Genomic DNA, 26319 nt, shown 5'->3' with positions numbered 1-26319 from the left:
ATCAGAGCTCCTTCCTGAGATCGACGACCCGCAACAGGGCAGCGACGACAGCGCCCATCAGGATGGTGAGCACGACGCCGGCGACAGCGGCGAACGCCCATTTCAGCGAACCGACCTGGGTGACGATGATGTTGCCGAGCAAATTGACCTTGCGGCCAGAGAGCGCTGCGGAGGTGGCAAACTCACCGAGCACCATGACGGAGACGAAGATCGCGCCAACCACCACACCCGGCATGGAGAGCGGCAGGATGATGGTGCGGAAGATTCGCCAGGAGCTGGCACCGAGATCCTGCGCCGCCTCGATCACCGACGGATCGATGCGCCCCAACATGAAGGCGATCGGGCCGACCATGAAGACGCAGTAGATCTGCGTCATACCGATGATCACCGACAGCTCGGAAAACAGCAACACCTCGATCGGCTGGTCGATGATGCCCAGAGACATGAAGATCATGTTGATAGCTCCCTCCTTGCCTAGCATGGGCCGCCAGGCCAGCACGCGTATGAGGAAGGAGGTCCAGAAAGGAATGACGCAGAGAACCAGCAGCGCCGTCGAGAGCGTCTTGTTCTTCACGAAAAGCCCGACAAAGAGCGCAGCCGGATAGCCGACGAGAACGGTGGAAACCAGCACGATCAGCCAGATGCGGATCGTCGTCCAAAGCGCGCCGAGATAGGTGTCGCTGGAGAAAAAGGTGACCCAGCTCTTCAGCGTCAGCGTCGGCTCGATCTTAAAGGTCGTTTGCGTCCAGAACGACACGTAGACCATCATCAGGATCGGCGCGACGAGGAAGAGCAGCATCCAAAGAACGCCGGGAGCGAGCAGCCAGAATGTGCGATCCGGTTGTTTACGCGTGGGCGTTTGCGTGGTTTCGACAGGCGTATCACGGCTGGTGGCGGCCATCGTCATCTCTCGTTCTCCGATGGGGCAAGGACGGGTGCGGGACGCCGGGGTTCAGACGAAGACAAGGGCGTCCTCCCGCTTCCAGACGAGGGCGTAGCGACCGCGCTCCTCATAGGCTTCCGGCGCCGCGTGGCTCAGATGCGTCTCGACCTCGAAGACACGGCCATCGTCGAGCGTGAAGAAGGAGTTGATTGCGGCCCCGGAATATTCGCTGGCGACGAAGCTGCCCTCGATGCGAACTTCGTCGCCAGCCGCCACCGCATCTACGGGAAGGATCGCAACGCGGTCATAGCGGATGGCATAGGCCGGCTTGCCGGAGGGCTGGCATGCGCCGCCGAGTACGAACATGCCGACGGGGCTTTTAAACCCCTCCTCCGCAACATCGCCGGGAAAAATGTTGTAGCAGTTGAGGAAGCGTGCCACGTCCGCAGACGCGGGCTGGCTGTAGAGTGTACCGGCATCGGCGGACTGGGCGATACGCCCGCTATCGAGCACGAGCACCGTATCGCCCATGGCAAGCGCCTCGGTTTCGCTGCCCGTCACGTGCAGAAAGGTCACGCCACAGCGTTCGCGGATCGTCCGAAGTTCGCTGCGCATACGCGTGCGCAAGTTGGCATCCAGTGCGCCGAGCGGCTCATCGAGAAGCACCATGCTCGGCTCCGTCACCAGAGTGCGCGCGAGGGCCACTCGCTGCTTCTGGCCGCCGGAAATCTGCGTGACCGCGCGGTCCTCCAGACCGGAAAGGCCGACCAGCGCAATCATGTCGCGCACTTTGGCCGCGACAATCCTCGGGTCAACTATGGCGTCGATCGCCCTGTTCTTAAGCCCGAATGCGATGTTCTGCGCAACGCTCAGATGCGGGAAAAGCGCAAAATTCTGGAAGACGAAGCCGATGCCGCGCTCATGGGGCGGCACGCCGTCGATGCGCCGCCCAGCGAAGACAATCTCCCCGCCATCCGGCTGTTCGAAGCCTGCTATGACACGCAGCAGAGTCGTCTTACCCGAACCGCTCGGCCCGAGCAGTGAGATATACGCATCCCTAGGAAGCGCGGCGTCGATGCATGCCAGCGCGGGCACGCCTGCAAACGACTTCCGGACATTTTTCAGTTGGAGGACGGATGACACGTCTGTTCCTGCCAGTTTGAAGCCGGGAACGTCTCCGCGCATAGCTCCGCACCCGCCGGATGCAATGGCATCCCGACGCAGCAGGCTACCCTCTCGCCCTGAGATCAGGCGAAGGCTGCAGCGATGTTCCTTGGCATTTCGTTTCGTTCCACCTGCGGCAACTCTTCCTGGCGCCTTGGTGTAAAAAGCATGGCATGAATGTCTTTTGTATTCAATAGGCCTTTTAATGAATTCTTGCGGCCGGGCGTTTCGCATGATGCGGCGCCGATTTACGCAACAGTGGAAGATTTTCCATTTTCATTTTTTGACGAAACTTGGCGAATAATCATCCATACTTCGCCTGTAACTCCCGCTTCTCGCCGAAAACAGCATTCCACCGCGCGGCGGCCCGCAACCACCAAAGCCACGAGGCCGACGTAGGCCGCCAACCAAGGGTCTAAAATATTTCAAACTTTGTATTCAATGCTCATTCGTACGTCGCTTTCATTCCCGTGGAGAATGCGTCAGAGTGCGGCCTTCCCACCGCTGCCAGAGACGATGGAAACCATGAAGGACGAACAGACAGCCACCGGCACGCAGAAGCGCTACGAGATCGCCGAAGACGTGCTGCGCAGCAATATCGAGGCTGGCGTCCTGCCACCGGGGCTCGTGCTTCTTGAAGGTCCTATCGCCGATATCCTGCAGATTTCGCGTGCACCCGTGCAAAGAGCCCTGCAAACGATCGAGGCAGAAGGACTGGTGCATCGCTTTGCGGGTCGCGGTTTTCTCGTCGGCCCACCGGGCGCCGGTATCGAACCGAACAGGACCGACATCAAGGCGCTGGGCCTGATCGTGCCGCGCCATGCCGACGAAGCGCTGCAGAGCCGGTCCTCCTGGGAACGGATCTACAACGAGGTGGAGGCGGACGTCGCCGGTTGCGTGGTCTTCGGCCGCTACCGCATCGTCGAGATGGAACTTGCCAACCATTTCAATGTCAGCCGCACAGTGGTGCGGGATGTCCTGACCCGTTTGCGCGAGCGCGGGCTGGTCCGAAAGAACCAAAGTTCGCATTGGATTGCCGGCCCGCTCACGGCGCAGATGGTGAAAGACCACTTCGTGCTGCGAAAAATCCTGGAGCCGCCCGCGATTCGGCTCGGCGCACGGACGGTAAGCCAGACCCGGCTGGAGGTCCTGCTTCAGCGACTGCTCGTGGCAGAAGCGGATGGCTCCTCCGGATCCTTGCGGGGTATCGAAATCATGCAGGCCGAGTTCATCGAGCACTGCGTGCTGGCCGCACCGAACGAGCGGCTGAAGGACCTCGTGCGCAACAACCTGCTTCCGGTCACCGCGACCGATCGTTTGCTCCGTCGTCTCGGCCTGCCGGGAGATCCGGCGATCATCACGGAGCTGCGGCTGATCGTGGAGCTTCTGCTGCGCGGCGCGACGGAAGCAGCCGCGTCGATGCTGGAGACCCACATCGAGGCCTCGCTCAATCGCACCATCGCGCAGATGAAGATCGTCGCGATCATACCTGGCCCCAGTGTCACGGCCGCCTATCTGACACCAATGCCCGACTGATCGGCCACCAAGCGGGGCGCCGCCACCGGCGCCCCTTTTTCCGCGGTCACGTTTTGCGAAGAGTGGCGACCCTGCCATGGCAACCCCCTGTACTGGTCAGGTCCGGTCGACAGCTTCCGATCGACCGGGGTGAATCTCAGTTTTCTCTGGTCAGCAGATAGCTGCCGCTTTCATGCAGCGCGCTCGTCCAGCCGGGCTCGATAACGATGGTCGTCGTCACCTCCTCGATGATGGCAGGGCCATGGATGCGGGCACCCGCCCCGAGCTTTCCGCCGTCGTAGATCGGCGTGGATGTGGTCTTGCCGGACTGGTCGAAGATCGCCTCGCGAAAACCCTTCAGCGCCTGTTCCGCCCCTCCGCCTTCGGCGAGTTTTGGCGGGCGGACTTTCTCAATGCGGCCGTAGATGGTTGATTCGAGATTGACCACTTCGACCGCGCTGTGGCGTTCGGAATAGGTGTAAAGTTCCTCGTGTCGGGCGTGGAAAGCGTCCTTCACTTGGTCGATCGTGCTTTCGTCGATGGCGAAGGTGCCGATATCCACCGTGCATTCATGCACCTGACCGACATAACGCATGTCGATCGAGCGCTTGATATCGATCGCCGCAGGTGCAAAGCCGTCCGCTTCTAGATGGGCGACACCCTTGGCCTCGATCTCGCAGAACAGGCTGTCGATGCGCTCATAGGCGGCCGCATTGTCGAGCCGCACCGGCGCGGGGGCCATGTAATTGTACTTCACGTCGGAGATGATCTGGCCGAAAGCGCAGAGCCCCGAGGCGAGTTTCGACAGGATGATGGTGTCGATGCCCATCTCCCGCGCCAGCGCGGTGATATGCGCGGCCGTGGCGCCGCCTGCCCCCACCAGCACGAAATCCCGCGGGTCATAGCCGCGCTCGACCGAGACGCGGCGGATGCCGTTGACCATGCTGTTGTTGACGATCGCGAACATGCCATAGGCCGCCTGCTCGACGGAAATGCCGAGCGGCTCCGCGACCCTTGCCACGGCCGTGCGCGCATTTTCGATATCGAGCGGCAGCTTTCCGCCAAGCAGGCCATCGGGATTGAGGTAGCCGAGCACGAGGTTCGCATCCGATGTCGTCGGCTCCACGCCGCCCTGGCCGTAGCAGGCGGGGCCGGGTTCGGAGCCCGCCGATTGCGGGCCGACCTGGAGCAGGCCGAGCGGATCGATCCAGCCGATCGAGCCGCCCCCCGCCCCCAGCGTCTCGACCTGGATCATCGGTACGCCGATGCGATAACGCAGGAAATCGATGTTCTTGTTGAGGTTGGTCTGTCCGTTGCGGGTCAGCGTGATATCGAAGGACGTGCCGCCCATGTCGACGGTGATGACGTTCTTCTGGTCGAAAGGCGCACCGGCATAGAGCCCGGCCTGCGGCGCCGATGCCGGCCCGGAATTGATGGCGTAGACGGAGCGGTCGGTCATGACCTGGCCGACCGCCAGCCCGCCGTTCGACTGGAAGTAACGCACCGGCTGCTTGGCGCCGAGCTTGCGGAAATAGGCGTCCACGGCGGAAACATAGCGGCGCATGACCGGTGCCAGATAGGCGTTGGTCACGGCGGTCGAGGTACGCGTATATTCGCGGACCTGAGGATAGAGCTCGCTGCCGACGGTCAGGATCGCATCCGGCATCATCTCGCGCACGATCTCGGCCGCCCGCGCCTCATGCCGAGAATCGAGCACCGACCAGACGAAGGAAATGGCGACGGTCTCGATGCCATTCTTGAGGAAGAGCCGGCAGGCGTCGCGCACGTCTTCCTCCTGCAGCGGCGTGCGCACCGAGCCATCGGAGAGGATGCGTTCGCGCACGCCGCGCCGGAGATAACGCGGCACGAGCATGGTCGCTGCCGGATATTCCGGATCGTATCGGAAGCCGTCTTCCTTATGCCCGTTACGGATCTCGATGGAATCCTCGTGGCCCGCGGTGCAGATCAGCCCCGTCTTGCCGCCGCGATGCGTAATGAGCGCGTTGAGGCCGACGGTGGTGCCGTTGATGCAGAGGTCGCAGTTGGCGATGATCTCCTCGATCGGTCGCGCCAGATCGGTGGCGATCAGGCCGAGACCGTTCTCGATCGCCCGTGTGGGATCGGACGGCGTGGAGAGCGCCTTGAACAGCTTGACCTCTCCGCTGGCGCGGTCGGCGATCACGAAGTCGGTGAAGGTGCCGCCGGCGTCGATGCCGAGGCGATAGGAATGCAGGGTCATGTTTCGTCTTCCTTACGCAGTGGCTCTGAGCCGTTCGGTTTCCGCCTGATCGACCTCGAGGGTCTCCCGGTCCGTGATCGCCACGCCGTAGTCAGCGCGCGCACCGGCGATCGAGACGAGGCCGTTCAGCACGTCGGACACCACCTTCTCCACGGGGCGCTCAAAGGGATTACCGTAGCCACCGCCGCCCGGATTGAGGTTGGTGATCGTCTGGCCTGGCTTGATCGTCTCGATGATGTTCTTGCGTTCCACCTGCACGGCGCCATCGCGGCGCAGCTCGACGCGGCCGACCTTGGTATCGACCACCGCCGATTTGGCGCCAGCAGCGCCCATGGCCGGGATACGGCGCCCCTCGCCAAAACCAATGCACAGCATGTCGCCGTTGAGCGGCTCCACTTCCCAGGCCGTGCCCGAGCCGCCCCGAAACTTTCCTGCGCCGCCGGAATCGGTCATCAGCGAATAGCGATGGATGATGATCGGATAGGAATATTCGAGCAGTTCCACATCACCGGAGGTCAGCGCCCCGAAGCAGCATTCCGGGCCGACCGCATGCCAGCCGTCCTGTTTCGGCGTCGCACCGCCGCCGGAGATGATGGTGGCGAGCACCATGGTCACGAATTCTTCGTTGGTGCGGGCGTCGCGGCCGGCGATGTTGAGGCCGTTGGCATGGCCCCAGGAGGCGGAGACCTTAGAGGGCATGGCCTTTTCGAAGGCGAGGCGCACGGCATCCGTCAGCGTCTCCATCGGCGTCGTCGTGCAGTTCATGTGCGGCGCCGGCTCTTGCGCATTGCACAACGTGCCCTTCGGCCCGAAATCGACGCTGACGCAGCGATAGAGCCCTTCGTTGTAGGGCGGCGGCAGTGCGGCAAACATCATCAGGCCGAGATAGACGCCGGAATGCGAATTGCCCTCGTAGGAATTGATGAAATAGGGGATCTGCGGCGGGCTATCGATGGCGATATGGCAGCTGTCTCCCGTGATCGTGACCGTAGCCTTGATCTCGAAATCGCCAAAACCGTGGCCGGCATCCTCCAGGATGGCCGCGCCTTGATAGGTTCCATCCGGCACGGTGGCGATCAGCGCACGCATGTGACGGTCGGCCATGTCGAGCAGCGTGTCGACGCAGGTGTCCACCTGCTCCTTGCCGTATTTGTCGAGCATGGCGATGAGGTTGCGCTCGCCGACCTGACAGGCGCCGATAAGGGCGCGGAAATCGCCCTCCTGGTCGCGGCGCGCTCGCATGTTGGTGAAGATCATGTTGAGCACGTCGTTGCGCGGCTTGCCGCGGTCCCAGATCTTGACCGGCGGAATACGCAGGCACTCGGCGTAGATCTCGGTCGCATTGGGATTGTAGCCGGCCGGCACCGGGCCACCGATATCGGTGAGATGGCCCTTGCAGACGGTCCAGTAGACCAGCTCACCCTTGTAGAAAACCGGCTTGTACATGCAGGTATCGATGGCATGGCTGCCGCCGAAGGCCGGGTCGTTGTGGAGGATCAGGTCACCCTCGTGGATATCGTCGCCGAAGAAGCCGGCAACCGCCTTCATCGCTGGAATAAGCGAGCCGAGATGGATCGGGATGTCCTGGCCCTGCAGGATCATTTCCGGCCGCGCATTGAACAGCGCCGTCGAATAGTCGTGCGCCAGGTTAAAGACCGACGAGCGCGCCGTCTTTTCCAGCGCGAGCGTCATTTCGCGCTGGGTCGTCTCGAGCATGCCGCGCACGACCGAGAGCATGATCGGGTCTACTTTCGAAGTCTGGGTATGAAGCATCGTGTTCACGCTGGTTGAGGGCGAGAACCGACGGTCTGGAAACTGCGTGGATAGGTCGAAATGTCTGTTCCCGGAGCCGCCGGTATCTGTCGCACCGTTGAAGCTGGCCCAATCTAGGCAGAGTTTTCCGCAGCGGTCTTTGCAGCGCGGGAACAACAAATTGCGTCAGAACGCACAGTCTGCCATTTTCATTGCCGGACAGCGGCCATGTGCATACCTTTGTTGCAAGAGGGGAAGCCGCATGAAGACGAGCATCACCACAAGCGCGACGCGCGCACCGGACCGCAGCCGCCACTGGCACGAGGCCATCGCCTCGGCCTATTTTCCGCTCGACCTTCGCTTTCGCGATGCTGACGAGTTTTCCGGTGACCTGACGACCTGGGAATTCGGCGACGTTTCGATCTCGCGGCTCACCTGCGATGCACTGCAATATCTGCGGCTACCGCATCACTTCCGCGCGGCACGCGAGGAGGAATTCCTCGTCACCGTGCCGGCCAAGGCGGAAGTGTTCTTTTCCCAGGGCGGCCGCGACGTCAAATGCCGGCCCGGCGGGTTCTTCCTGGAGCGCAGCAGCGAGCCCTACCAGTTCAGCCATGCGGAAGCCGCCGACATGTGGGTGCTGAAGGTCGAGGCCGATGCACTTGGCGGGCGTATGCGCGCGCCCGACCGCTTCTGCACCTTGCAGTTCGAGGCAAACAACGGTGCCGGCGGCCTCTTCACCGACATGCTGCATCTCCTGCCTGCCCGTTTCGACGGGATGACGCAGGAAGCGCGGGTGACGGTCGGCCGCCAGTTGGTGGACCTGCTCGTGCTGGCGATCAAGGCCGACGACCGGGTGCTCGCCTCCGGCAACTCGACCGTGCGCACCGCCCACCTGGCCCGCATCGAGGCCTATGTCCGCGCCAATCTCCAGGATTTCCGCCTCGACCCCGACCGCATCGCGCGCGCCTGCGGCATCTCCACCCGGTACCTTCATGAGCTGTTTCGCGACACCAACGAGACGGTAAGGAGCTGGATCCGCGACCAGCGGCTGGCCGCCTGTCGCGAGGCGCTGGAAGACCCGGACAACGTCCAGACCGCCGCCGAGATCGCTTACCGCTGGGGTTTTGGCGACCAGACGCAATTCTCCCGCGTCTTCAAGGCGCAGTTCGGCGTGCCGCCGGGAGAGTTCCGAGCCGAATGCCAGAAACGGCGCTGAAGAGGCGGATCCCCCGCGGCTAATGTCTATCAGGTAGGTGCGGAAAAAGCTAATCAGCGTGGGCTCGCCAGAACGCCCTCCGCACGGGTCATCGCCCGGCTCATGACCACCGCGCGCGATGACCTCGCAAAATCCGAGGCGATCCTCGTGGCGGCAATTGAGGTGAACGTTACCGAACTTGTAGTCGCCCGTACGGCCATCGGCGACTTCCAGTCCATGATCCGCTCAAAGACCGCGCGAAAGCTCGACGAATGGTTAGAAGCTGCAAGGAACAGCTTGGTCGGATCGTTTGCCCGCGGCGTTGCAAAGGACCTCGATGCTGTCAGAAACGCAATCACCTAACCCTGATCAAACGGCCAAACGGAAGATCAGATTACTCGCTTAAAGCTCATCAAACTCCAGATGTACGGGAGAGCAAAACTCGATCTGTTGCGAGCACGACTGATCGGCGCATCGTAGAACGCGAAACGTCAGAAAATGCGCGTCAGAGCCCCATTTAAGTGCCAAACGACAATAGCGCCGGATTATTCTTAACGAATTGCTCAAGCACATCTCGCCGCTCAGTTGGGAGCACGTAAATCTCACCGGCATCTATTCTTAGGACGCCCCAGCGGATGCTGGAGGGCTTCAGGCCGTTGCCCTTCCAGGCCGAACCCTTCGCGCTGCACGACGTTCGCCCGTCCCCTCGACCTTAGCGTGCGATTTTGCGCTGCTCTTGTTCTGCCCCTTAAAGTCCTTCCAATCCGCGGTCGCGACAATGCCTGCCATCGAAATGATCCACATGCCGCGCAAACACCAACTGCTGAACCTTAGAGCGATGGCTCACCTACCGGCCTACCTTTTCAGATCGTTCCGGGGTGGTGTCGGCCGTCTTGGCGGGCCTAGCGAACATGTTGGACGATATCTGCGCCAATCCGCCGGGAAAGAAACGCAGCACCAGGATGATGCCAACCGCGAGCAGCATGTGCTTGGTCGCCTTGAGATCGGGGAACTGTTCGAGATACTCGCTGATCATGACGATCCCGACCGCCGCGACCGCAGGGCCGACGATGCTGCCGGCGCCCCCCACCAGAAGCATCGTGAGGATCAGCGTCGAGGTGCTGAAGGAGAAGACTTCCGGCGCGGCGACGCGGAAGTAGATGCAGTAGAGCGCGCCGGCAATACCGGTAGGAATGGCGCTGATAACCAGCATCGTCAGCCGGATGCGTGTCTGGTCGATCCCGCGCGCAGCGGCGTATTCCGGGTTGTCGCGCACGGCCCGCGCCGTCTTGCCGAGAGACGACCGCGCGATCGCGATAAGAGCCGCTATGCAGGCAAGGGAAAGGACAAGGGAGACATAATAGTAGCCGAGCCGTTGATCGCGGGCGAGGTTGTAGTCACCGATCCGGAGGCTGGGTACGCGTACGATGCCGCCGGCTCCACCGGTGAGATCGCCCTGGCTCATCACGACCTGCAGACAAAGCTGCGAGAAGGCAAAGGTGACGAGCACAACATAGATGCCGCGCAGCCGAAGCGTCGGCGCCGCCACCACCAACGCAGCCAGCGCGGCGACGATACCGGCGATTGGAATGACCAGCCATGGATCGACGCCGGCCTGCGTGGTCAGGATTCCGGCCGTATAGACGCCGAGCCCGAAGAAGGCAATATGGCCGAAATTGAAGAGACCGGTGAGACCGAGCGTCAGGTCCCAGCTCGCAGCAACGATCGCAAAGAGAAAGGCCAGGATGAAAAGATGACGAATGTACGGCCCTTGCAGGACGAGCGGCAGCAGCAACAACATGAGGGCTGCGGCGATGGCGAGCGGTCGGTTGATCATATCCACCTCATAGCGACGACGGGTTTTTTGCACCGAACAGGCCTTGCGGCCTAAACAGCAGAACCAGAACCATCAGCAGGAACAGCATGGACGGCGTCCAGTAGATACCGACCGTAAAAATGAGGATCGCTTCGAGGAAGCCGATGACATAGGCCGCCCCGATCGAGCCGCCGATGGAGCCCAGCCCGCCGAAGATCACGACAATCAAGGCCTTCATAAGCGGGTCGGCGCCCATGGTCGGTGTCATCAGCCGCACCCCGGCAAGCAGCATGCCAGCGAGGCCGGCAAGCGCTGCCGCAAGCCCGAAGGAGACGAGAAACATCCGCGTGACCGGAATGCCGATCAGTTGCGCAGACTTCTGGTTCTGCCCCACCGCCCGGATTGCCCGGCCGATCTGGGTATGGTTGAGCACAAAGAACAGCGCCATGAGGATGACCGGCGCGACAAGCACGATGATCAGCTCCTGCCGGGAGATGTTCACCAATCCATAGGAGATGTTTCCGCCAATTAGCGGCTCCAACTGCTTCAGCCGCGGCCCCCAGACGGTCAGCACGCCGTTTTCCAGGAAAGTCAGGCCCGCAAGCGTGGTCATGATGGTGACGAGCACCATGTCGTCGCGGCCATAGAAGGGACGGATCAGCAGATATTCGAACGCCGCGCCGATGGCGGCCATGACGACGAGCGCGATGAGGATCGAGTATCCTACCCATAGGCCGGGGCCCAGGCGCTGGGCGATTTCATAGGCCACATAGGCCCCGACAGTCATCGAAACGCCATGGGCGAAATTGAAGATGCCGAGTGTCGTCCAGACCATCGACAACCCGCTCGCCATCAGGGCGTAGAGGGAGCCGAGCACGAGGCCGCTGACGAGGATCGAGACGATGATATCAGCCATGTCAGTGCCCCGTCATCCCAAAATACTCCTTCATGACATCGGCATGGCCGAAGCTGTCGCTACCGACCTCGATTGTGCGGGCGACCACGCCGTGATTGACGAGGTAGAGCCGCGAGGCGAGCCGCAGCAGGAAATCGATATCCTGCTCGACCACGAGAAGCGGCATGCCGCCCTCCGCAATGCGCGCGATCGCCGCTGCAAGTTCGTCCTTCAATCGCGGCGAAAGGCCGAGCGTGGGCTCATCCAGAATGAGGAGGCGCGGACAGGCCATCAGCCCGACGGCGAGGTTCAGCATCTGCCGCTCGCCGCCCGAAAGCGTGCCACATTTCTGCCGGCGCCGTTCCGCCAGCCGCGGAAAAAGCGCCTCCACCATTTCGATGTTCTGCCGCATGCGGGCTCTTGCCCGACGGGAATAGGCACCGAGTGCGAGAACCTCGCCGACCATCATGTCGGAAAACAGCCGATTGCCCTGGGACACATGGATCAGGCCGATCTCGACGATGTCGCGCGGCGAGCGACCGGTTATGTCGCGCCCGTCGAAAGTGATCTTGCCGGATGCCGGTTTGATCAATCCGCTGATCGTTTCGAAAAGTGTCGTTTTGCCATGCCCGTTGGGGCCAAAGAGACCGATATTCTCGTCCTTAGCCATTTTGAACGATAGGCCGTTCAGAACCTGATGGTCACCATATCCCGCCGTCAGGTCTTCGACTTCAAGAAGCGTGTGCATGGCTCGCTTGCCCTCCGAGATAGGCGCTGATGACGCGCTCGTCGCGAACGACCACCTGAGGATCGCCCTGACTAAGGATGCGTCCTTCGTTAAGCACGATCAGCCGCTGTGCCACGGCCATGAGCAAGGGCAGCACATGTTCGATGACGACGATCGTCAAGCCGCCGGCGTTGAGCTCGATCAACAGGTCCCGCAGGGCGTCAATCTCCGGCTTGGTGAGGCCGGAGGCCGGTTCGTCGAGCATCAGCAAGTGCGGTGAGGAGACAAGCGCGCTTGCGATCATCAGTAGCTTTCTGTCAAAGACCGAAAGGTCACCGGCCGTAAGGTGGAAGCGTTCGAGCGCGAAGCCGACTTTATCGAGCGCCGCCGCCGCAAGATCGCGCTTTTGCGAGACCGATATCGGGCCGCAACACCATGTGCCCATCATGACATTGTCAAATGCGGAGAGGGTCTTGAAGTCGCTATCCTTCTGGAACGTGCGCACTAGGCCGAGGCGAGCGATCTCGAAAGGCTTCAACCGCTCGACCGACTGGCCGCGAAAGCGGATTTCGCCTGCGTCGCGGCCGAAGGGGATTCCAGTCAATATGTTGAAGAGCGTGCTCTTGCCGCTGCCGTTCGGGCCGGCAATACCGAGCACTTCGCCCTCACGGACGTCGAACGTGACGTCGTTCACCGCCACGAAGGCACCGAAGCGCTTGGTGACGTTGCCGACATCGAGAAGAATTGCCGCCATCTGGTTCTCCTGGCTGGCTTTCGGACGATCGGGTAGTCCGGCGGCCGTGTTTACGGCCGCCGGCAACCTTACTTCTTCAGCCATGGTGGCGTCTGGAGCTCGCCGTTTGCCCAGCGTGCGGGAGACAGGAGCGCGCGCTTACCGTCCCAGACCTGGAAAATCTGCAGCGGCATGAAATCGTCTCCAGCGACGGCCAGGTGCGTCTTGGGGTCGAACGAAACGATGCCGAGCGCAGTGACGCGATCCTTGACGTCGCCGATCGCCTTGCTGACCGCGAGCCGATCCGCCGGGTCGACGCCCGCTGCAAGAATGTCGCGATAGATGTAGACCATTTCGTAGAGCGCTTGGGCATAGGTGCTTGCATCAATGTCATAGCGCGCTTTGTATGCCTTGTTTATCGCCGCCGCGCGCTCGTTTGGAAGCACGCCGATCATCGTGGAGGTGATGATGCCGGTCGCCTTCTCCTTGGTCAGCTCGAGATATTCGGGGACCGTCGGGGCATATTGGATGAAGACCAGCGATTGCGTCGGGTTCTCCAGGAACTGGCTGGTGAAAGTCGCCGCGTTGCCGGGCAGGTAATCCGTATTGATGATCACGGCCGGCGGATCCTGCCTGGTTTTACTGAGGAACGCCCGCCAGTCGTTGATTTCGCCGAACGGCACGACTTCCGTTGCCGTGATTTCCCAACCGCGCGCCTTGGCATCTTCCATCATGCCTTCATAGATCGATTTGGAGTAAGGGTTGTCGGAGGTGATGAAGGCGATCTTCTTGTTGGAAAGCTTCAGCTTCTTCTCGCTCTGCCAGCGCTCTATGACAGGCATGATGCCGGTTTCATAAAGATCATAGGACGGGGCGAAGGACCAGATCGTCGGGAAATCGTCCGGCGCATCTGCGATGATATCGGCGGTCTGTGTCGAGTTTCCGGCGAGGAAATAGGGCATGCCGGCCTCGGCCATCGCTTCAATCTCGAAGTTGGAAGCACTGGCATAGCCGGTCATGACCATGTTGACGCCTTCGTCGCTCAGCAGGCGCTCGACGGCACTGGTGACAGCGGAAGGGCCGAGGTCACGCGTATCGGCGACAGCGATTTCGAGCTTGTAGCCGTTGACACCACCAGCCGCGTTAATCTCCTCGACCGCAAGCGTAGCGCCTTGCTGGGTGTCCTGCCCGTCTGCCGCAGCACCGCCGGAAATTGGTGCCAATATGCCGATCCTGGCGATCTTCTCCTGCGCCAGCGCAGGCAAGGCAGCAAGCGCGCCGGATGACAGCGCTACTGTCAGCATGAATGTTCTTGTGATGTGTCGCATGCGTTCGGTTCCCTTGTTTTATGGCTATTTAGTTCCGCAAAAATCGATCGTCGCTGCGGCAATGACTTTCGTGGCTTCCACGAGGGATTCGATCGTGACGAATTCGTCAAAGCCATGCAGGCCGTCGCCGGCCGGCCCGTAGATGACGCCCGCGGCACCCGCGCCGGCATAGTGCGCGGCATCACACACGGCCTCGAAGCCACGAATCCGGAAGGGCTTGCCCAACGCCGTCTTGTGCCTTGCCAGCGAGGCGACGATCGGATGGTCGACCGGCGTGTCCATCGGCGGGAAATAGAGATCGGCGAGATACCAGTCGATCGCGATCGGATTATCGCGCAGCCAGCGGTCCTGCTGGCAGAAGTGATGGATGAAGGCCTCGAATTCCGCCCGCACCTGCTCCGGAGATTCGTTCGGCAGGAACTTGAAATCGAGGTCGAGGACTGCGACATCGGGAATGATTGCGGGGTTGCCCATCACCATAGGCAGTCCGTCCGGGCCAAGGCCAGCGCCGGCGCGCAACACGCCCGGATTGATCGTGTTCAGCCCCGGCGGCACAAGCGGATGATGGGTCGTGCGGCAGCGCATGCTTTCATAGTCGCGCAAGGCATTCAGGAAGCGAGCGGCGAGTTCGACGGCGTTGACCCCCGGCTGAATCCGGCCTGGTGAATCCGGCTGAGGCCAGACCTCATTGAAGCGCCAGCCGGCGTGGCCCTGCCGACCCTTGATGGTCAGGCGCACCCAGTGCAGGCCACCCTCGCATGGCAGGATGTCGCCCCAGGTCGGCTCGGCAACCAGCACCGATTTGGCAAGCTTGCCTTTGGCTACCGCATCCATCGCGCCGAAACCACCGGCCTCCTCGTCAACGACGGCATGTATCGAAAGCCGGCCATCAAGCGTCAGGCCCGCCTTGCGGATCGCCGCATAGGCTGCAACGCAAGCGGCGACGCCGCCCTTCATGTCGAGCGCACCGCGTCCGTAGAGCTTGCCTTCCTTGATTTCTCCGCCGAAGGGATCGACCGTCCATTTGCTTTCATCGCTGATTGGCACCGTATCGACGTGGCCGCAGAGGATAAGGCTCTTCTCCTCGTTCCCGGCAACCGTACCGACGAGATTGGGACGGTTTGGAAATACATCCCACTGCTCGCAGGAGAAGCCCAGATCTTCGAGTTCCGCCTGCAAACGCTTTTGGACCTCGGGCTCGCGGTTCTGCGCGGCATCCTGGAAGAATTTTGGATTGACGGACGGGCTTCGTACCAGATCCTGTGTCAAACCGACGACATGGCTGCTATCCGCGTCGATGATGTCCCAAACCGCCTTGATGGCATCCTGCTTGTGCATGAAATATCCTCCTTTTCCCGCTTACCTCAGTAGGCACTCTCGTAGGCTTCGCAGATTTCCTTCTGTGTCTTGCCGGCGAGATAGGCGATTTCGCCTTCCTTGTGCTTGACGTAGACATCCGCAAAGCCTTCCGGAAACCAGCCGCAAACTGTGGCATTCTCCTTGAAGCGCTGGAGGGCGGCTTCGAGCGTTTGCGGCAGGCGGACGTAACCGCGTGCAGCAAGCGCCTCCACGTTCAGAAGCGAGAGGTCCTCCTGCGTCGCTTCCGGCACCTCCAGCCCTTCCTCGATGCCCTGCACCCCGGCGTGGATGATCGCGGCGAGCGTCAAGTGCGGGTTGGCGGTGCCGTCGGCGGCGCGGAATTCGAAATTGAACTGGGCGGCTCGGGCGATGTCGCTGATATCGGAGACCGGGCAGATGCGCACCGAGGCCTCGCGATCGCGGAAGCCGAGATTGTTGAAGGCGGCACTCCAGCGATGCGGGGTGAGACGCAGGTAGGAGACGACGCTCGGCGCGGTGATGGCGATGATCGAATCGAGATATTTCAGAATGCCGGCCACGAATTTTCCGGCGACATCGGAAAGCTCGTGCTTACCATCCGGATCGTACGTGACCGGATTGCCAACCGAATCCAGCATGCTGATATGCACATGCACGCCGTTGCCCACACCGGCCGGATCGCGGATCGGGGTGAACGTCGGATCGTAGCCAAGCTCGCGGGCGACGAGGCCGACGAGTTCGCGGGTGATCAGCGAATGGTCGGCGACCGTGACACCCTTCTGCGGCCCCATCGTGACCTCGAATTGGCCGGCGCCGAATTCCTTGAGGATCGTATCGGGCGTGACCCCCGCCTGACGCATGGCGGCGATGATCGCCTCGCAGAAATGCCGCTCCTCCTGGAAGCCGCCGAGCGTGAAGGCCTTGCCGATGTCGGAGACGAGATGCTTGATCTGGAACTCGTGCTCGAACGCACCGTAGAGCGTGACGCCCGCCACCCGTTGCAGGCGCTCCAGCGCCGCTTCCAGGATGGAGCGTGTGCAGAATTCCCATGGCCGGCCATCCGTGTAGCGGATGTTGCCGAGCACGAAGTTTTCGTTCGGTGCCCCCTCTTCGCTCTCGATGCTGACGCTGGTCGCAGGATCCGGAATCAGCACGAGATCGCCAAGCGAGCCGAATGGGCTTTCGGCAATGTTGTCGAAGCACGTGATCTGCACGTTGGTTGGCGTCCAGCCAACGCCCCGCTTCAGGCGCTTCTCCATCTGCACCAACGGAAAAGCCTTGCCGCGCACCTTGCCCGAAAGGTCGCCACAGCAGGCAACCATCATTTCCTCACGTTTCATCTGCGTCCCCGTTGATCTTGTCCTGGTCATAGCCCGGCATCTCGAAGCGAATGCCGTCCCAATCCTTGATGCGTTTTTGCGTTGCTTCCCAATCGGTCTCGGAGACGCGCACGATCAGCGCCTCGACAAGCGCCATGGCAGCGGCCACCGTGTCCCACGCCGTACCGGCATCGATCGGCAGGGCCACGATATGATCGGCGCTGCGAGCGGCCGGCGACATCCACTTGTCGGTGACGACGACGATCGTCGCGCCGCGTTTTTCCGCGATCGTTTCGGCAAGACGCGAAAGGCTGAGCTGATAGCGCCGGAAATCGAAGAGCAGCACAACGTCCTTCTTGCGCATGCGCAGCACGTGCTCCGGCCAGAATTCCGGGTTGTCCGCCATGTGGTAGATGCCGCTGCGGATCTGCCTGAGATGGATCGACAGGAACGCGGCGACATTGTCGCTGACACGACCGCCGAGCAGGAAGATGTTGCGCGACGGATCGGCGAGCAGGCCGGCGAGAATGTCGAACTGCGCCTGCGACACCGTTGCCGTCATTTCCTGCATGACGGCGGAAACGCGGCCGACATATTCCGACAGGAATTCCGAATGTCCGACCGGCTTCTGGCTGGACTTCAGGTCCAGCGGTGAGCGCTGCCCCTCCTTCAGCTCGGCGATCAACTGGCGCTGCAGGTCCTGGAAGCCACTGCAGCCGATCTTGCTGACGAAACGGGTGATCGAGGGTGCGCTGACCCCGGTCTTCGCCGCCAGTTCCTGGATACTCTCGAGGCCCGTGAAGGGGTAGTCGGCAAGGATGGCATTGGCAATCTTGCGCTCGCTCGCCGTCAGCTGCGCTGCGGCCTCGCGGATCCTCGTTCGGATCGTCGTCGATGATTTCCCATCGCTCATTGGTGTTCGTTCCCGTTGTTGGCGTGGATATTGCGCTATGAAAAAAAATAGTCAAATGGAAAAATTATGTTGACTATGATCGAGAAATTTCTTTGACTGCTCACCATAAGAAGCCAGCGCCCGGCCCTCGCCGAGCCGCATGACGGATGCCATTCCATGCTCAGGTTCGCAGGCCGCGACACGACCAGATTGCTGCAGACGGGCGACCCCGATCCCGTGGAGTGGATCAACTCCGCCGGCTCTTCACCGATCTTCCTGACCTGCGAGCATGCCGGCCGTGCCGTGCCGCGCGCCCTCGGCGATCTCGGCATTCCGGCCGAGGAGATGGAGCGCCATATCGCCTATGACGTCGGCGCCGAGGGTGTGGCGCGTGGCCTTGCCGAGCGGCTCGATGCGGCGCTCATCCTTCAGCGCTACAGCCGTCTCGTCATCGATTGCAATCGCCCGCTGGAGGCAAAGGACTGCATCGTCACGCAAAGCGACGGCACGGTGGTTCCGGTCAACGCCGACATCACGGATCTCGATCGCTCCCGCCGCTATGTTGAAATCCACCAGCCGCTGCACGAGGCGATCGCCGTGGCACTCGACCAGCGCCAGGCGAGCGGAAAACCGCTCTTCCTCGTCTCGGTGCACAGCTTCACGCCGGTCATGCGTGCGACGGGCGCCGTGCGGGATTTTGAACTCGGCCTGCTCTACAATCGCGACGCCCGCCTTGCCGAACGGCTGGCGGAGGCTTTTCGTGCCGCCAATCCGGACGTCACCGTCAAGCTCAACGCGCCGTATCATGTCGACGACGTCTCCGATTACACCATCCCCGTGCATGGCGAGAGGCGCGGCATTCCGCACGTGCTTCTCGAAGTGCGCAACGATCTCATCACCGATGCCCGCGGGCAGGAGGAATGGGCCGACCGTCTGGCCCGCCCCCTCCGTCTTGCAGCAGACAGAATCGAAGGAAAAGCCTGATGGCCGCTAACCATCTCACCACCCGCGAAATACCGCTCGATCCGGCGGAATCCGCCATCCTCTTCATCGACGTGCAGAACTTTTCCGTGCGCCGCGAGGGCGGCGAGTTCAAGGACGTTTCCGACGCGGAAATCGACGGCAAATACGGCTACTATTTCAAGCGCATCCACGAGGTGGCGATCCCGAACATGCAGCGCCTGCTAGCCGGTTTCCGCAAGGCCGGCATCGAGGTACTGCACACGACGATCGAAAGTCTGACCAAGGACGGCCGCGACCGCAGCCTCGACTACAAGATCACCGGCTTCAACGTGCCGAAGGGCTCGTGGGACGGCAAGGTGATCGACGAGCTGGAGCCGCTGGAAGACGAAATCGTCTTCCCGAAAAGTTCGTCGAGTGTCTTCGTCTCCACGCATATCGACTACACGCTGCGCAATCTCGGCGTGAAGCAACTTGTGCTTTGTGGACTGCTCACCGACCAGTGCGTGGAATCGGCGATCCGCGACGCCTGCGATCTCAATTACCTAGTGACGCTCGTGCCGGATGCCTGCGGCACCTATTCCGAGGAACGCCACAACACATCGCTCAGCGCAATCAAGGGCTATTGCCGGCAGATTTCGACCGACGATCTCCTGAAGGAAATCGGGCAGTAAGAAGCCCGGAGCGAACCGACGGGACGGAAACGAGGAGCATTCGAAAGCGGGCCGCACAACAAAACAAAAAGGCCGGACCGCTGATCCATTCATTGCCGAAAAGGCATCACTAAGGGGAACGACCATGATGAAGACTTCCACATTGCTTCTGGCGGCGAGTTTTGCGCTCGCCTCCACCACGGCCTTTGCCGCCGACGACAAGATCGTGATCGGCGGGGCACTGTCGATGACGGGCATTCAGGCACCACTCGACACGCCTGGCTATAATGGCGCGCAAGTCGCCGTGAAATATCTGAACGACAATGGCGGCGTGCTCGGCAAGCAGATCGAGTTCATCAACATCGACGGCAAATCGGATCCAGTGACGGTCGGCAACGTCGCCGTCGAGCTGATCGACAAGGGCGCCCAGGTCATCGTCGCGCCCTGCGACTTCGACTTCGGTTCGCCGGCCAGCCGCGAGGCGCAGACCGCCAACCTCGTCGGCATCTCCACCTGCGCTTCCGACCCGCTCTATTCCTCGTGGTCGCTCGGCGACAAGCAGTTCACGCTCTCCATGTGGAACACCACGATGGGTGCGACGGCCGCCGACTTCGCGGTCAAGGAAAAGGGCTGGAAGACGGCTTATGTCGTCACCGACCAGTTCATCGCCTATACAAAGTCGCTGTCGAAATACTTCGTCGAACAGTTCAAGGCCGATGGCGGCGAGATCCTGCTCGAAGACACCTATACGAACGGCGACAACAACTTTTCCGCCCAGCTCGCGCGTCTCCAGGCGCTTGGCAAGAAGCCGGACGTGATTTTTGTCTCGTCCTACGGCACGGATATCGGCGTGATCATCCGCGCCCTGCGCGAAGTCGGCTACGATGCGCCGATCCTCGGTGGCGATGCCTATGACGACCCGGCCATGCACGAAGCGCTCGGCGAGAAATTCGGCAACAACGTCTATTTCGTCACCCACACCTGGATGGGAGCGGGGGCCGATCCAGAAATGGAAAAATTCATCGGCCTCTACAAGGAGATGTTCGGCAAGGACCCGGACACTTCCTTCGTCTCGACCGGCTGGGACACGATCATGATGCTCGCCCAGGCGATTACCGCGGCCGGCTCGACCGATGGCGCAGCCGTTGCCAAGGCACTGGAAGACGGCCAGTTCAAGCTGCTCACGGGTGACCTCGATTACGGTACGAACGAGGAAGGCCATGTGCCGAACAAGGCCGCGGCTTTGATCGAGCTCAAGGGTGGCAAGCCGACCTTCGTCGGATGGCGCAAGCCGGAATCCTTGCCGAAGCCCTGATCGTTCCCGTTTACGGGCCGGCTGCGCGCATAACCCTTTAAATCGGAACGATTTGAAGAAAGGATTATGCGCAAACGAAAAGCGCTCCAGCAACAGGCAACGCCTGCTGCTGGGGCGACCGGCCCATCACCTTCGGAAAAGCCATGTCTGAAACGCGCCTCGCGGTAAACGACGTGTCGGTGGAATTCACCGGCCTCCGCGCCCTCGACCATGTGTCGCTCTCCGTTTTGACCGGCGAGATCGTCGGCCTCATCGGGCCGAACGGCTCCGGCAAGACGACGCTCATCAACGCCATTACCGGCCAGGTGAAACTGGCAGGCGGTACGATCACCGCCGACGATACCAGGCTGTCTGGTCTCTCCCCGCGCGAGATCGCGCTGCAAGGCATCAGCCGTTCGTTCCAGATCGTGCGGCTGTTCAACACGATGACGGTTCTGGAAAACGTCGAGGCCGCAGCGCTGGCAAAGGGCGCTTCGCTTGCTGTCGCCGCCGAGCGCGCGAAAGGCCTGCTGAACGAACTTGGCCTGACGGCCAAGGCGGACGAGCTGGGCGAAAGCCTGAGCTACGGCGACAAGCGGCGCGTGGAAATTGCCCGGGCGCTCGCCGCCGAACCACGCTTCCTTCTGCTCGATGAACCGGCGGCCGGCATGAACGACGCCGAGACGGAAACCTTGCTGCACACACTCTCCGAGCTGCCGAAGAAACGCGGCCTCGGCCTTCTTATCATCGACCACGACATGGGTCTCATCATGCGCCTTTGCCACCGGCTGCACGTGCTCGCCTCCGGCCGCACCATCGCGGAAGGGGATGCTGCCCATGTCCGCGGCCACCCGGCGGTCATCGAGGCCTATCTCGGCAAGGGAGCGGCCAATGCTTGATATCCGCGACCTCTCCGTCAGCTACGGCACGATCCGCGCGGTGCGCGGCATCAGCTTCACCGTTGGCGAGGGCGAGCTGGTGAGCCTGCTCGGCGCGAACGGCGCCGGCAAATCCTCGACGCTCAAATGCATTGCCGGCGCGTTGAAGGCGTCGGGCGGGTCCATCACGCTCGACGGCAAGGACATCACGTCTGCCAGCCCCGAACAGGTTGTGCGCGCCGGTCTCGCCACCGTACCCGAAACCCGCGACGTGTTTCCGGACCTGACAGTCGCCGAAAACCTGATGCTCGGCGCCTACATCCACCGCCGCGACCAGGCCGGCAATCGGCAGAACCTTGAACGGCAGCACACCTTGTTCCCGCGCCTTGCCGAGCGCTCGCGCCAGCCGGCCGGCACGCTGTCCGGCGGCGAGCAACAGATGCTCGTCATTGCCCGTGCGCTGATGTCGCGCCCCACTGTGTTGCTGCTCGACGAACCCTCGCTCGGGCTTGCGCCAGCGATCGTCGAACGCATCTTCGAGATGATCGAGACGCTGAAAAAGTCCGGCCTCACCATCCTGCTCGTCGAGCAGAACGTGAACCAGGCACTCGCCGTCGCCGATCGCGCCTATGTCATGCGGCTCGGCGCGGTCGTCACATCCGGCACGCCCGACGAGATCCGCGCAACCAGCGATCTCAGCGCGCATTATCTGGGAGGCTGACCCATGGCTTTCGCAATCCAGTTCGTCATCGACGTCTTGAGCCTCGGCGGCGCCTACGCCCTCATGGCACTCGGCCTCGTCATCATCTACGGCATCCTGCGGCTGGTGAACTTCGCCTATGGCGAACTCATCATGGTCGCCGGCTACACCATGTTCCTCACCAGCGGCTCCGGCCTCCCCTGGATCATCATGGCAGTGCTCGCCGTCGTCATGGCGATCGTCTTCGGCATCATCACGGACTATGCCGCCTTCCGCCCGGTGCGCGCCAAGTCGGTCACGGCAGTGCTGATCACCTCGTTTGCCTTCTCCAACCTGTTGCAGAACGCGGCCCTACTCTTCATTTCCCCCCGTCCGCGCAACGTGCCGCTGCCGGAGATTTTCTCCGAGACCGTCTCCATCGGCGGCGCCATCACGCCGGTGCGCAATCTCATTACCATTGCAGCCTCCATCGTGCTGCTCGCCGCCGTCGCCTTCCTGATGCGCAAGACGACACTCGGCATCGCCATGCGCGCAGCGGCGACCAATTTCACCATGGCGCGCATGCTCGGCGTGCCGGCAAACCTCATCATCTCGTCCGCCTTCGCGCTCTCCGGCTTCCTCGCCGGCGTGGTCGGCATCCTGTGGATCGGTCGCATCGGCACGGTCGTGCCGGGCGTCGGCCTGGAGCCGCTGCTCATTGCCTTCATCGCCACCGTCATCGGCGGCATGCGCAGCCTGCCCGGCGCTGTCGTCGGCGGGTTCCTGCTGGCGCTCATCGACACGACGCTCAACTATACCCTGTCGCAGGACCTCCTGAAGTTCCGCGACGCCTTCACCTTCAGCCTCGTCATCCTGATCCTGCTCTGGCGCCCCGAAGGCCTCATCAAGGGTCCGGCAAGCGGTCAGCGGACCTGAGGAGCGGAACCCATGAAACATTCCTATCTCACCGCCCTCATCCTCATCGGCGTCATCCTCGTCATCGGCGTCGGCAGCCAGCTTCTCGGCATCCGCCTCTATGACCGCATCGCCACCAACCTGTTGATCTCGCTGGTGCTGGTCATCGGATTGCAGACCTTCATGGGCAATTCCGGCCTGCTGTCCTTCGCCCATATCGGCTTCATGGGGCTTGGCGCCTACACCTCCGCCGTGCTCACCATCCCGGCGCAGATGAAGGGCATGGCGCTCCCGGATCTCTATGAATTTATGAAGCTGGTGGAAGTCTCGCCCCTTATCGCGATGCTCGCCGCCGGCGTTCTGGCCGCAGTCGTTGCTGCTGTCGTCGCCTATCCGCTGATGCGGCTTTCCGATGCGGCGTCGGTCATCACCTCCTTCGCGCTGCTCGTCGTGCTCTACACGGTCATGAACAACTGGAGCGCCTTCACCAACGGCCCACGCACGCTTTTCGGCCTGCCGAAGACGACGGACATGCCGATCGCCGCCATCGTCGCCGGCATCGTCGTCATCGTGGCCCTGCTCTTCAAGGAATCGCGCACCGGCAAGCTTTTGCGCGCCTCCCGCGAGGACGAAGTCGCGACCGCAGCCCTCGGCGCCAACATCCCGCATCTGCGCTGGCGTGCCTTCATCCTCGCCGCCTTCATCGCCGGCATTGGCGGCGCGCTCTGGGGTCACTTCATCACGTCCTTTGCGCCAAAAGCCTTCTACCTCAAGGAGACCTTCCTGATCGTCACCATGCTGGTGATCGGCGGCGCCAACACGGTGACCGGCGCTGTCGCCGGCACGGTCCTCATCACCGTCGCCTATGAGGGCCTGCGCAGCACGGAGTCGGCGCTGAACGCCACGTCCGTCGGCGCCGGCCAGGTCATCGGTCTTACCGAAATCGTGCTGGCGCTCGCCATGATCGCCGTGATGATCCTGAAACCCGGCGGTCTCTTCCCGAACCGCGAGATCGGCCACATCCTCACCCGCGCCCGACGCAAGAAGGAAACCGCACCATGAGCTGGAAGACCGCCTACCGTTCCTTCTACTACGCCAATGCCGAGGCGCCGGACGACATCGTGCTCGACCCGGAAACGACGGCGTTGCTTGTCATCGACCTCCAGAACACCTATCTCGACCCGAAGGACACGCCGGAAGAAACCGCCCGCTGGCAACCGTTCTACGACCGCGTGCGCGGGACCGTAATCCCGAACACCGCACGGCTGATCGACGAATGCCGCAAGCGCAAGGTGGAGGTCATCTACGCCCGCATCGCCTGCCAGAAGCCGGATGGCCGTGACCGGTCGCTCAGCCAGAAGAAGCCCGGCTTCAACTACCTGCTTCTGCCGAAGGAGCTGCCGGAAGGCCAGATCGTACCGGAGCTCGAGCCGCGCCCCGACGAAATCGTCATCACCAAGACGACCGACAGCGCGCTGACCGGCACAAACCTCCGCCTGATCCTTGCCAATATGGGCATCAAGGACGTCATCTGCTGCGGCATCTTCACCGACCAGTGTGTCTCCTCCACGGTGCGCAGCCTCGCCGACGAAAGTTTTGGCGTGGTGGTCGTCGACGATTGTGGTGCTGCGGCAACGGATGAACTGCACCGGCGGGAACTCGAGATCATCAACATGATCTACTGCCATGTCGTCCAGCTCGACGAGGTTTTGACCTTTTTCAAATAGGCGAGGAAAGCACGATGTCCAGTCTCTACGCCCGCGAAAGCCGATCGGTCTCGAAAATGGCGCATCTGCGGTTCTTCCCGCAGGCGATCGTCGGCGGCAGCGGTGCCTATCTCACCGGCGACGACGGACGACAACTCCTCGACTTCGCCGCCTCCTGGGGCGCGGCCAGCCTCGGCCACTCCCATCCGGCGGTCCGCGCGGCGGTCGATCGTGCGCTCTCGGACCAGGCGGGCGCCAGCTACCTTTCGACCGCAAACGAGCCCTGCGTGCTGCTTGCGGAAAAGCTCCTGTCGCTGGTGCCAGAGCGCGCCCGCGGTCGGGTCTGGTTCGGCCATTCGGGCTCCGACGCCAACGAGACGGTCGCCCGCATGGTCGTTGCCGCCACCGGCCGGCCGCGCATCCTCGCCTTCAGCGGCGCCTATCACGGCGGCACAGTCGGCTCGATGGCCGTCTCCGGCCATCCGGCACAGCAAGGCACTCGGGCCGAAGGCCTGACGCTCGTGCCCTATCCCAACAGCTATGCCGCCGGCAGCCCGGAAGCCGCGAAGGATACAGCACTTGCCCATCTCGAAACGCTTTTCGCGACGGACGTGCCGCCGGAAGAGGTGGCCGCTTTCTTCATCGAGCCGATCCAGTCGGACGGCGGCATGCTGGTCCCACCGGACGGCTACTTCAAGGCGGTGGAAGCATTCTGCCGCAAGCACGGCATCCTGCTCGTCTCGGATGAGGTGAAGGTCGGCCTCGGCCGCAGCGGCCGCTTCAACGCCTTCGAACATTCCGGCATCGAGCCGGACATCGTCGTCTTCGGCAAGGGCCTTGGCGGTGGCCTGCCGATTTCGGCGGTGGTCGGTCCGGAAGCCATCATGAACCACGCCGTCGCCTTTTCGCTTCAAACGGTACACGGCAATCCCGTCTGCGCCGCCGCGGCCCTTGCCGTGCTCCAGACGATCGAGCGCGACTATCTCGTCGAGAACGCCGAGAGAACCGGCACGGTGCTGCGCGAGGCCCTCGACCGCCTCGCTGCCCGCCAGGCGCTGATCGGCAACGTACGCGGCCGCGGCCTAGCTCTCGGCGTCGAACTCGTCACCGACCGCGCGAGCCGAGAACCAGCAGCACGGCAAACTGCGCTCACCGTCTACCGCGCCTTCCAGCTCGGCCTCGTGCTCTATTACGTCGGGGTCCACTCCAACGTGCTCGAACTCACCCCGCCCCTGACGCTCACCGAAAACCAAGCGCAGGAGGGTGTCGCCATCCTTGATCAGGCCCTTGCCGATGTCGCGGCAGGGCGGGTCGACGAAGGCCTGCTTGCAGAGTTTGCCGGCTGGTAGCTCGCCATTCGGCAACCGCGGCATCGATCGAGGCCTGCCGCGTCACGTCGATCTCGACCGCATAGGCTGCCGGACCGATCTCCTTG

The 26319-nt window shown here is 62.3% G+C and carries 24 protein-coding genes; 12 read left to right on the top strand and 12 right to left on the bottom strand.

Going from position 1 to position 26319, the window contains the following annotated elements; translation table 11 throughout:
* Position 1: 1 nt before the first annotated feature.
* Positions 2-907: an ABC transporter permease gene (locus AC1RT2_RS31165; protein ID WP_493108269.1), complete on the bottom strand. Its 906-nt coding sequence runs from the start codon at positions 905-907 to the stop codon at positions 2-4.
* Positions 908-952: 45 nt separating this feature from the next.
* Positions 953-2026, bottom strand: coding sequence for an ABC transporter ATP-binding protein (locus AC1RT2_RS31160; RefSeq protein WP_493108267.1), 1074 nt, complete (start codon positions 2024-2026; stop codon positions 953-955).
* A gap of 546 nt (positions 2027-2572) precedes the next feature.
* Here AC1RT2_RS31160 and AC1RT2_RS31155 point away from each other — a divergent pair.
* A complete protein-coding gene (locus AC1RT2_RS31155) occupies positions 2573-3583 on the top strand; it encodes a GntR family transcriptional regulator (RefSeq protein WP_493108307.1) in 1011 nt (336 codons plus the stop codon).
* A 136-nt stretch (positions 3584-3719) separates the two neighbouring features.
* Here the strand turns inward: AC1RT2_RS31155 and capA are convergent, their stop codons facing one another.
* Together capA and capB are read right to left on the bottom strand one after the other, a co-directional pair.
* Entirely contained in the window at positions 3720-5801 is a 2082-nt protein-coding gene (gene capA, locus AC1RT2_RS31150; protein WP_493108265.1) for a caprolactamase subunit alpha, read from the bottom strand.
* Positions 5802-5813: 12 nt separating this feature from the next.
* A complete protein-coding gene (gene capB, locus AC1RT2_RS31145) occupies positions 5814-7574 on the bottom strand; it encodes a caprolactamase subunit beta (RefSeq protein ID WP_493108263.1) in 1761 nt (586 codons plus the stop codon).
* A 241-nt stretch (positions 7575-7815) separates the two neighbouring features.
* On the opposite strand from capB, the gene AC1RT2_RS31140 reads away from it, so the two are divergent.
* On the top strand, positions 7816-8772 hold the full coding sequence (locus AC1RT2_RS31140) for an AraC family transcriptional regulator (RefSeq protein WP_493108261.1): 957 nt from the start codon (positions 7816-7818) through the stop codon (positions 8770-8772).
* Between the two features lie 102 nt (positions 8773-8874).
* Entirely contained in the window at positions 8875-9114 is a 240-nt protein-coding gene (locus AC1RT2_RS31135; RefSeq protein WP_493108259.1) for a hypothetical protein, read from the top strand.
* A gap of 484 nt (positions 9115-9598) precedes the next feature.
* Here AC1RT2_RS31135 and AC1RT2_RS31130 read toward each other — a convergent pair whose 3' ends face one another.
* From AC1RT2_RS31130 to AC1RT2_RS31095, 8 genes are all read right to left on the bottom strand, one after another.
* Positions 9599-10588, bottom strand: a complete 990-nt coding sequence (locus tag AC1RT2_RS31130; protein WP_493108257.1) for a branched-chain amino acid ABC transporter permease — start codon at positions 10586-10588, stop codon at positions 9599-9601.
* 7 nt (positions 10589-10595) lie between these two features.
* Positions 10596-11483 carry a branched-chain amino acid ABC transporter permease gene (locus AC1RT2_RS31125; protein WP_493108255.1) on the bottom strand — a complete coding sequence of 296 codons (888 nt, stop codon included), beginning with the start codon at positions 11481-11483 and terminating at the stop codon, positions 10596-10598.
* Position 11484: 1 nt separating this feature from the next.
* The gene (locus tag AC1RT2_RS31120) at positions 11485-12210 is read right to left on the bottom strand and encodes an ABC transporter ATP-binding protein (protein ID WP_069063507.1); all 726 of its coding nucleotides are present in this window, start codon (positions 12208-12210) and stop codon (positions 11485-11487) included.
* Positions 12194-12943, bottom strand: coding sequence for an ABC transporter ATP-binding protein (locus tag AC1RT2_RS31115; RefSeq protein ID WP_493108253.1), 750 nt, complete (start codon positions 12941-12943; stop codon positions 12194-12196). Before AC1RT2_RS31115 ends, AC1RT2_RS31120 begins: the two co-directional genes overlap by 17 nt.
* A 68-nt stretch (positions 12944-13011) precedes the next feature.
* Positions 13012-14226: an ABC transporter substrate-binding protein gene (locus AC1RT2_RS31110; protein ID WP_493108251.1), complete on the bottom strand. Its 1215-nt coding sequence runs from the start codon at positions 14224-14226 to the stop codon at positions 13012-13014.
* A 48-nt stretch (positions 14227-14274) separates the two neighbouring features.
* The gene (locus tag AC1RT2_RS31105; RefSeq protein WP_493108249.1) at positions 14275-15588 is read right to left on the bottom strand and encodes a M20 family metallopeptidase; all 1314 of its coding nucleotides are present in this window, start codon (positions 15586-15588) and stop codon (positions 14275-14277) included.
* A gap of 26 nt (positions 15589-15614) precedes the next feature.
* Positions 15615-16928: a type I glutamate--ammonia ligase gene (locus AC1RT2_RS31100; RefSeq protein WP_493108247.1), complete on the bottom strand. Its 1314-nt coding sequence runs from the start codon at positions 16926-16928 to the stop codon at positions 15615-15617.
* Positions 16918-17820 carry a MurR/RpiR family transcriptional regulator gene (locus tag AC1RT2_RS31095; RefSeq protein ID WP_493108246.1) on the bottom strand — a complete coding sequence of 301 codons (903 nt, stop codon included), beginning with the start codon at positions 17818-17820 and terminating at the stop codon, positions 16918-16920. The genes AC1RT2_RS31100 and AC1RT2_RS31095 overlap by 11 nt, the downstream gene beginning before the upstream one ends.
* 156 nt (positions 17821-17976) lie before the next feature.
* Here AC1RT2_RS31095 and AC1RT2_RS31090 point away from each other — a divergent pair, with 156 nt between their 5' ends.
* From AC1RT2_RS31090 to AC1RT2_RS31050, 9 genes are all read left to right on the top strand, one after another.
* Positions 17977-18783: an N-formylglutamate amidohydrolase gene (locus tag AC1RT2_RS31090; RefSeq protein WP_493108244.1), complete on the top strand. Its 807-nt coding sequence runs from the start codon at positions 17977-17979 to the stop codon at positions 18781-18783.
* Complete coding sequence (locus AC1RT2_RS31085; protein ID WP_493108242.1) at positions 18783-19433, top strand: cysteine hydrolase family protein; 651 nt, start codon at positions 18783-18785, stop codon at positions 19431-19433. The genes AC1RT2_RS31090 and AC1RT2_RS31085 overlap by 1 nt, the downstream gene beginning before the upstream one ends.
* A 124-nt stretch (positions 19434-19557) precedes the next feature.
* Complete coding sequence (locus tag AC1RT2_RS31080; protein WP_493108240.1) at positions 19558-20727, top strand: ABC transporter substrate-binding protein; 1170 nt, start codon at positions 19558-19560, stop codon at positions 20725-20727.
* 143 nt (positions 20728-20870) lie between these two features.
* Entirely contained in the window at positions 20871-21605 is a 735-nt protein-coding gene (locus AC1RT2_RS31075; protein ID WP_493108238.1) for an ABC transporter ATP-binding protein, read from the top strand.
* Positions 21598-22305, top strand: a complete 708-nt coding sequence (locus AC1RT2_RS31070; RefSeq protein ID WP_493108236.1) for an ABC transporter ATP-binding protein — start codon at positions 21598-21600, stop codon at positions 22303-22305. The genes AC1RT2_RS31075 and AC1RT2_RS31070 overlap by 8 nt, the downstream gene beginning before the upstream one ends.
* Before the next feature lie 3 nt (positions 22306-22308).
* Positions 22309-23199 (top strand): branched-chain amino acid ABC transporter permease, encoded by an 891-nt coding sequence (locus tag AC1RT2_RS31065; RefSeq protein WP_069063518.1) that lies wholly within the window; start codon positions 22309-22311, stop codon positions 23197-23199.
* A 12-nt stretch (positions 23200-23211) separates the two neighbouring features.
* Positions 23212-24240, top strand: coding sequence for a branched-chain amino acid ABC transporter permease (locus tag AC1RT2_RS31060; RefSeq protein ID WP_493108234.1), 1029 nt, complete (start codon positions 23212-23214; stop codon positions 24238-24240).
* Positions 24237-24905: a cysteine hydrolase family protein gene (locus tag AC1RT2_RS31055; protein WP_493108232.1), complete on the top strand. Its 669-nt coding sequence runs from the start codon at positions 24237-24239 to the stop codon at positions 24903-24905. The genes AC1RT2_RS31060 and AC1RT2_RS31055 overlap by 4 nt, the downstream gene beginning before the upstream one ends.
* 14 nt (positions 24906-24919) lie before the next feature.
* On the top strand, positions 24920-26233 hold the full coding sequence (locus tag AC1RT2_RS31050) for an aspartate aminotransferase family protein (protein WP_493108230.1): 1314 nt from the start codon (positions 24920-24922) through the stop codon (positions 26231-26233).
* The last annotated feature ends 86 nt before the right edge of the window (positions 26234-26319 follow it).

Source organism: Shinella sp. GW821-FHT11G07 (genome assembly GCF_058808115.1).
This window is presented reverse-complemented; position numbering and strand designations above follow the sequence as displayed.

Excerpts from the sequence above, each read along its gene's own strand:
- AC1RT2_RS31165 (WP_493108269.1), bottom strand. The coding sequence starts at position 907 with ATGACGATGGCCGCCACCAGCCGTGATACGCCTGTCGAAACCACGCAA.
- AC1RT2_RS31155 (WP_493108307.1), top strand. The coding sequence starts at position 2,573 with ATGAAGGACGAACAGACAGCCACCGGCACGCAGAAGCGCTACGAGATC.
- capA (WP_493108265.1), bottom strand. The coding sequence starts at position 5,801 with ATGACCCTGCATTCCTATCGCCTCGGCATCGACGCCGGCGGCACCTTC.
- capB (WP_493108263.1), bottom strand. The coding sequence starts at position 7,574 with ATGCTTCATACCCAGACTTCGAAAGTAGACCCGATCATGCTCTCGGTC.
- AC1RT2_RS31140 (WP_493108261.1), top strand. The coding sequence starts at position 7,816 with ATGAAGACGAGCATCACCACAAGCGCGACGCGCGCACCGGACCGCAGC.
- AC1RT2_RS31135 (WP_493108259.1), top strand. The coding sequence starts at position 8,875 with ATGACCACCGCGCGCGATGACCTCGCAAAATCCGAGGCGATCCTCGTG.
- AC1RT2_RS31130 (WP_493108257.1), bottom strand. The coding sequence starts at position 10,588 with ATGATCAACCGACCGCTCGCCATCGCCGCAGCCCTCATGTTGTTGCTG.
- AC1RT2_RS31125 (WP_493108255.1), bottom strand. The coding sequence starts at position 11,483 with ATGGCTGATATCATCGTCTCGATCCTCGTCAGCGGCCTCGTGCTCGGC.
- AC1RT2_RS31120 (WP_069063507.1), bottom strand. The coding sequence starts at position 12,210 with ATGCACACGCTTCTTGAAGTCGAAGACCTGACGGCGGGATATGGTGAC.
- AC1RT2_RS31115 (WP_493108253.1), bottom strand. The coding sequence starts at position 12,943 with ATGGCGGCAATTCTTCTCGATGTCGGCAACGTCACCAAGCGCTTCGGT.
- AC1RT2_RS31110 (WP_493108251.1), bottom strand. The coding sequence starts at position 14,226 with ATGCTGACAGTAGCGCTGTCATCCGGCGCGCTTGCTGCCTTGCCTGCG.
- AC1RT2_RS31105 (WP_493108249.1), bottom strand. The coding sequence starts at position 15,588 with ATGCACAAGCAGGATGCCATCAAGGCGGTTTGGGACATCATCGACGCG.
- AC1RT2_RS31100 (WP_493108247.1), bottom strand. The coding sequence starts at position 16,928 with ATGAAACGTGAGGAAATGATGGTTGCCTGCTGTGGCGACCTTTCGGGC.
- AC1RT2_RS31095 (WP_493108246.1), bottom strand. The coding sequence starts at position 17,820 with ATGAGCGATGGGAAATCATCGACGACGATCCGAACGAGGATCCGCGAG.
- AC1RT2_RS31090 (WP_493108244.1), top strand. The coding sequence starts at position 17,977 with ATGCTCAGGTTCGCAGGCCGCGACACGACCAGATTGCTGCAGACGGGC.
- AC1RT2_RS31085 (WP_493108242.1), top strand. The coding sequence starts at position 18,783 with ATGGCCGCTAACCATCTCACCACCCGCGAAATACCGCTCGATCCGGCG.
- AC1RT2_RS31080 (WP_493108240.1), top strand. The coding sequence starts at position 19,558 with ATGATGAAGACTTCCACATTGCTTCTGGCGGCGAGTTTTGCGCTCGCC.
- AC1RT2_RS31075 (WP_493108238.1), top strand. The coding sequence starts at position 20,871 with ATGTCTGAAACGCGCCTCGCGGTAAACGACGTGTCGGTGGAATTCACC.
- AC1RT2_RS31070 (WP_493108236.1), top strand. The coding sequence starts at position 21,598 with ATGCTTGATATCCGCGACCTCTCCGTCAGCTACGGCACGATCCGCGCG.
- AC1RT2_RS31065 (WP_069063518.1), top strand. The coding sequence starts at position 22,309 with ATGGCTTTCGCAATCCAGTTCGTCATCGACGTCTTGAGCCTCGGCGGC.
- AC1RT2_RS31060 (WP_493108234.1), top strand. The coding sequence starts at position 23,212 with ATGAAACATTCCTATCTCACCGCCCTCATCCTCATCGGCGTCATCCTC.
- AC1RT2_RS31055 (WP_493108232.1), top strand. The coding sequence starts at position 24,237 with ATGAGCTGGAAGACCGCCTACCGTTCCTTCTACTACGCCAATGCCGAG.
- AC1RT2_RS31050 (WP_493108230.1), top strand. The coding sequence starts at position 24,920 with ATGTCCAGTCTCTACGCCCGCGAAAGCCGATCGGTCTCGAAAATGGCG.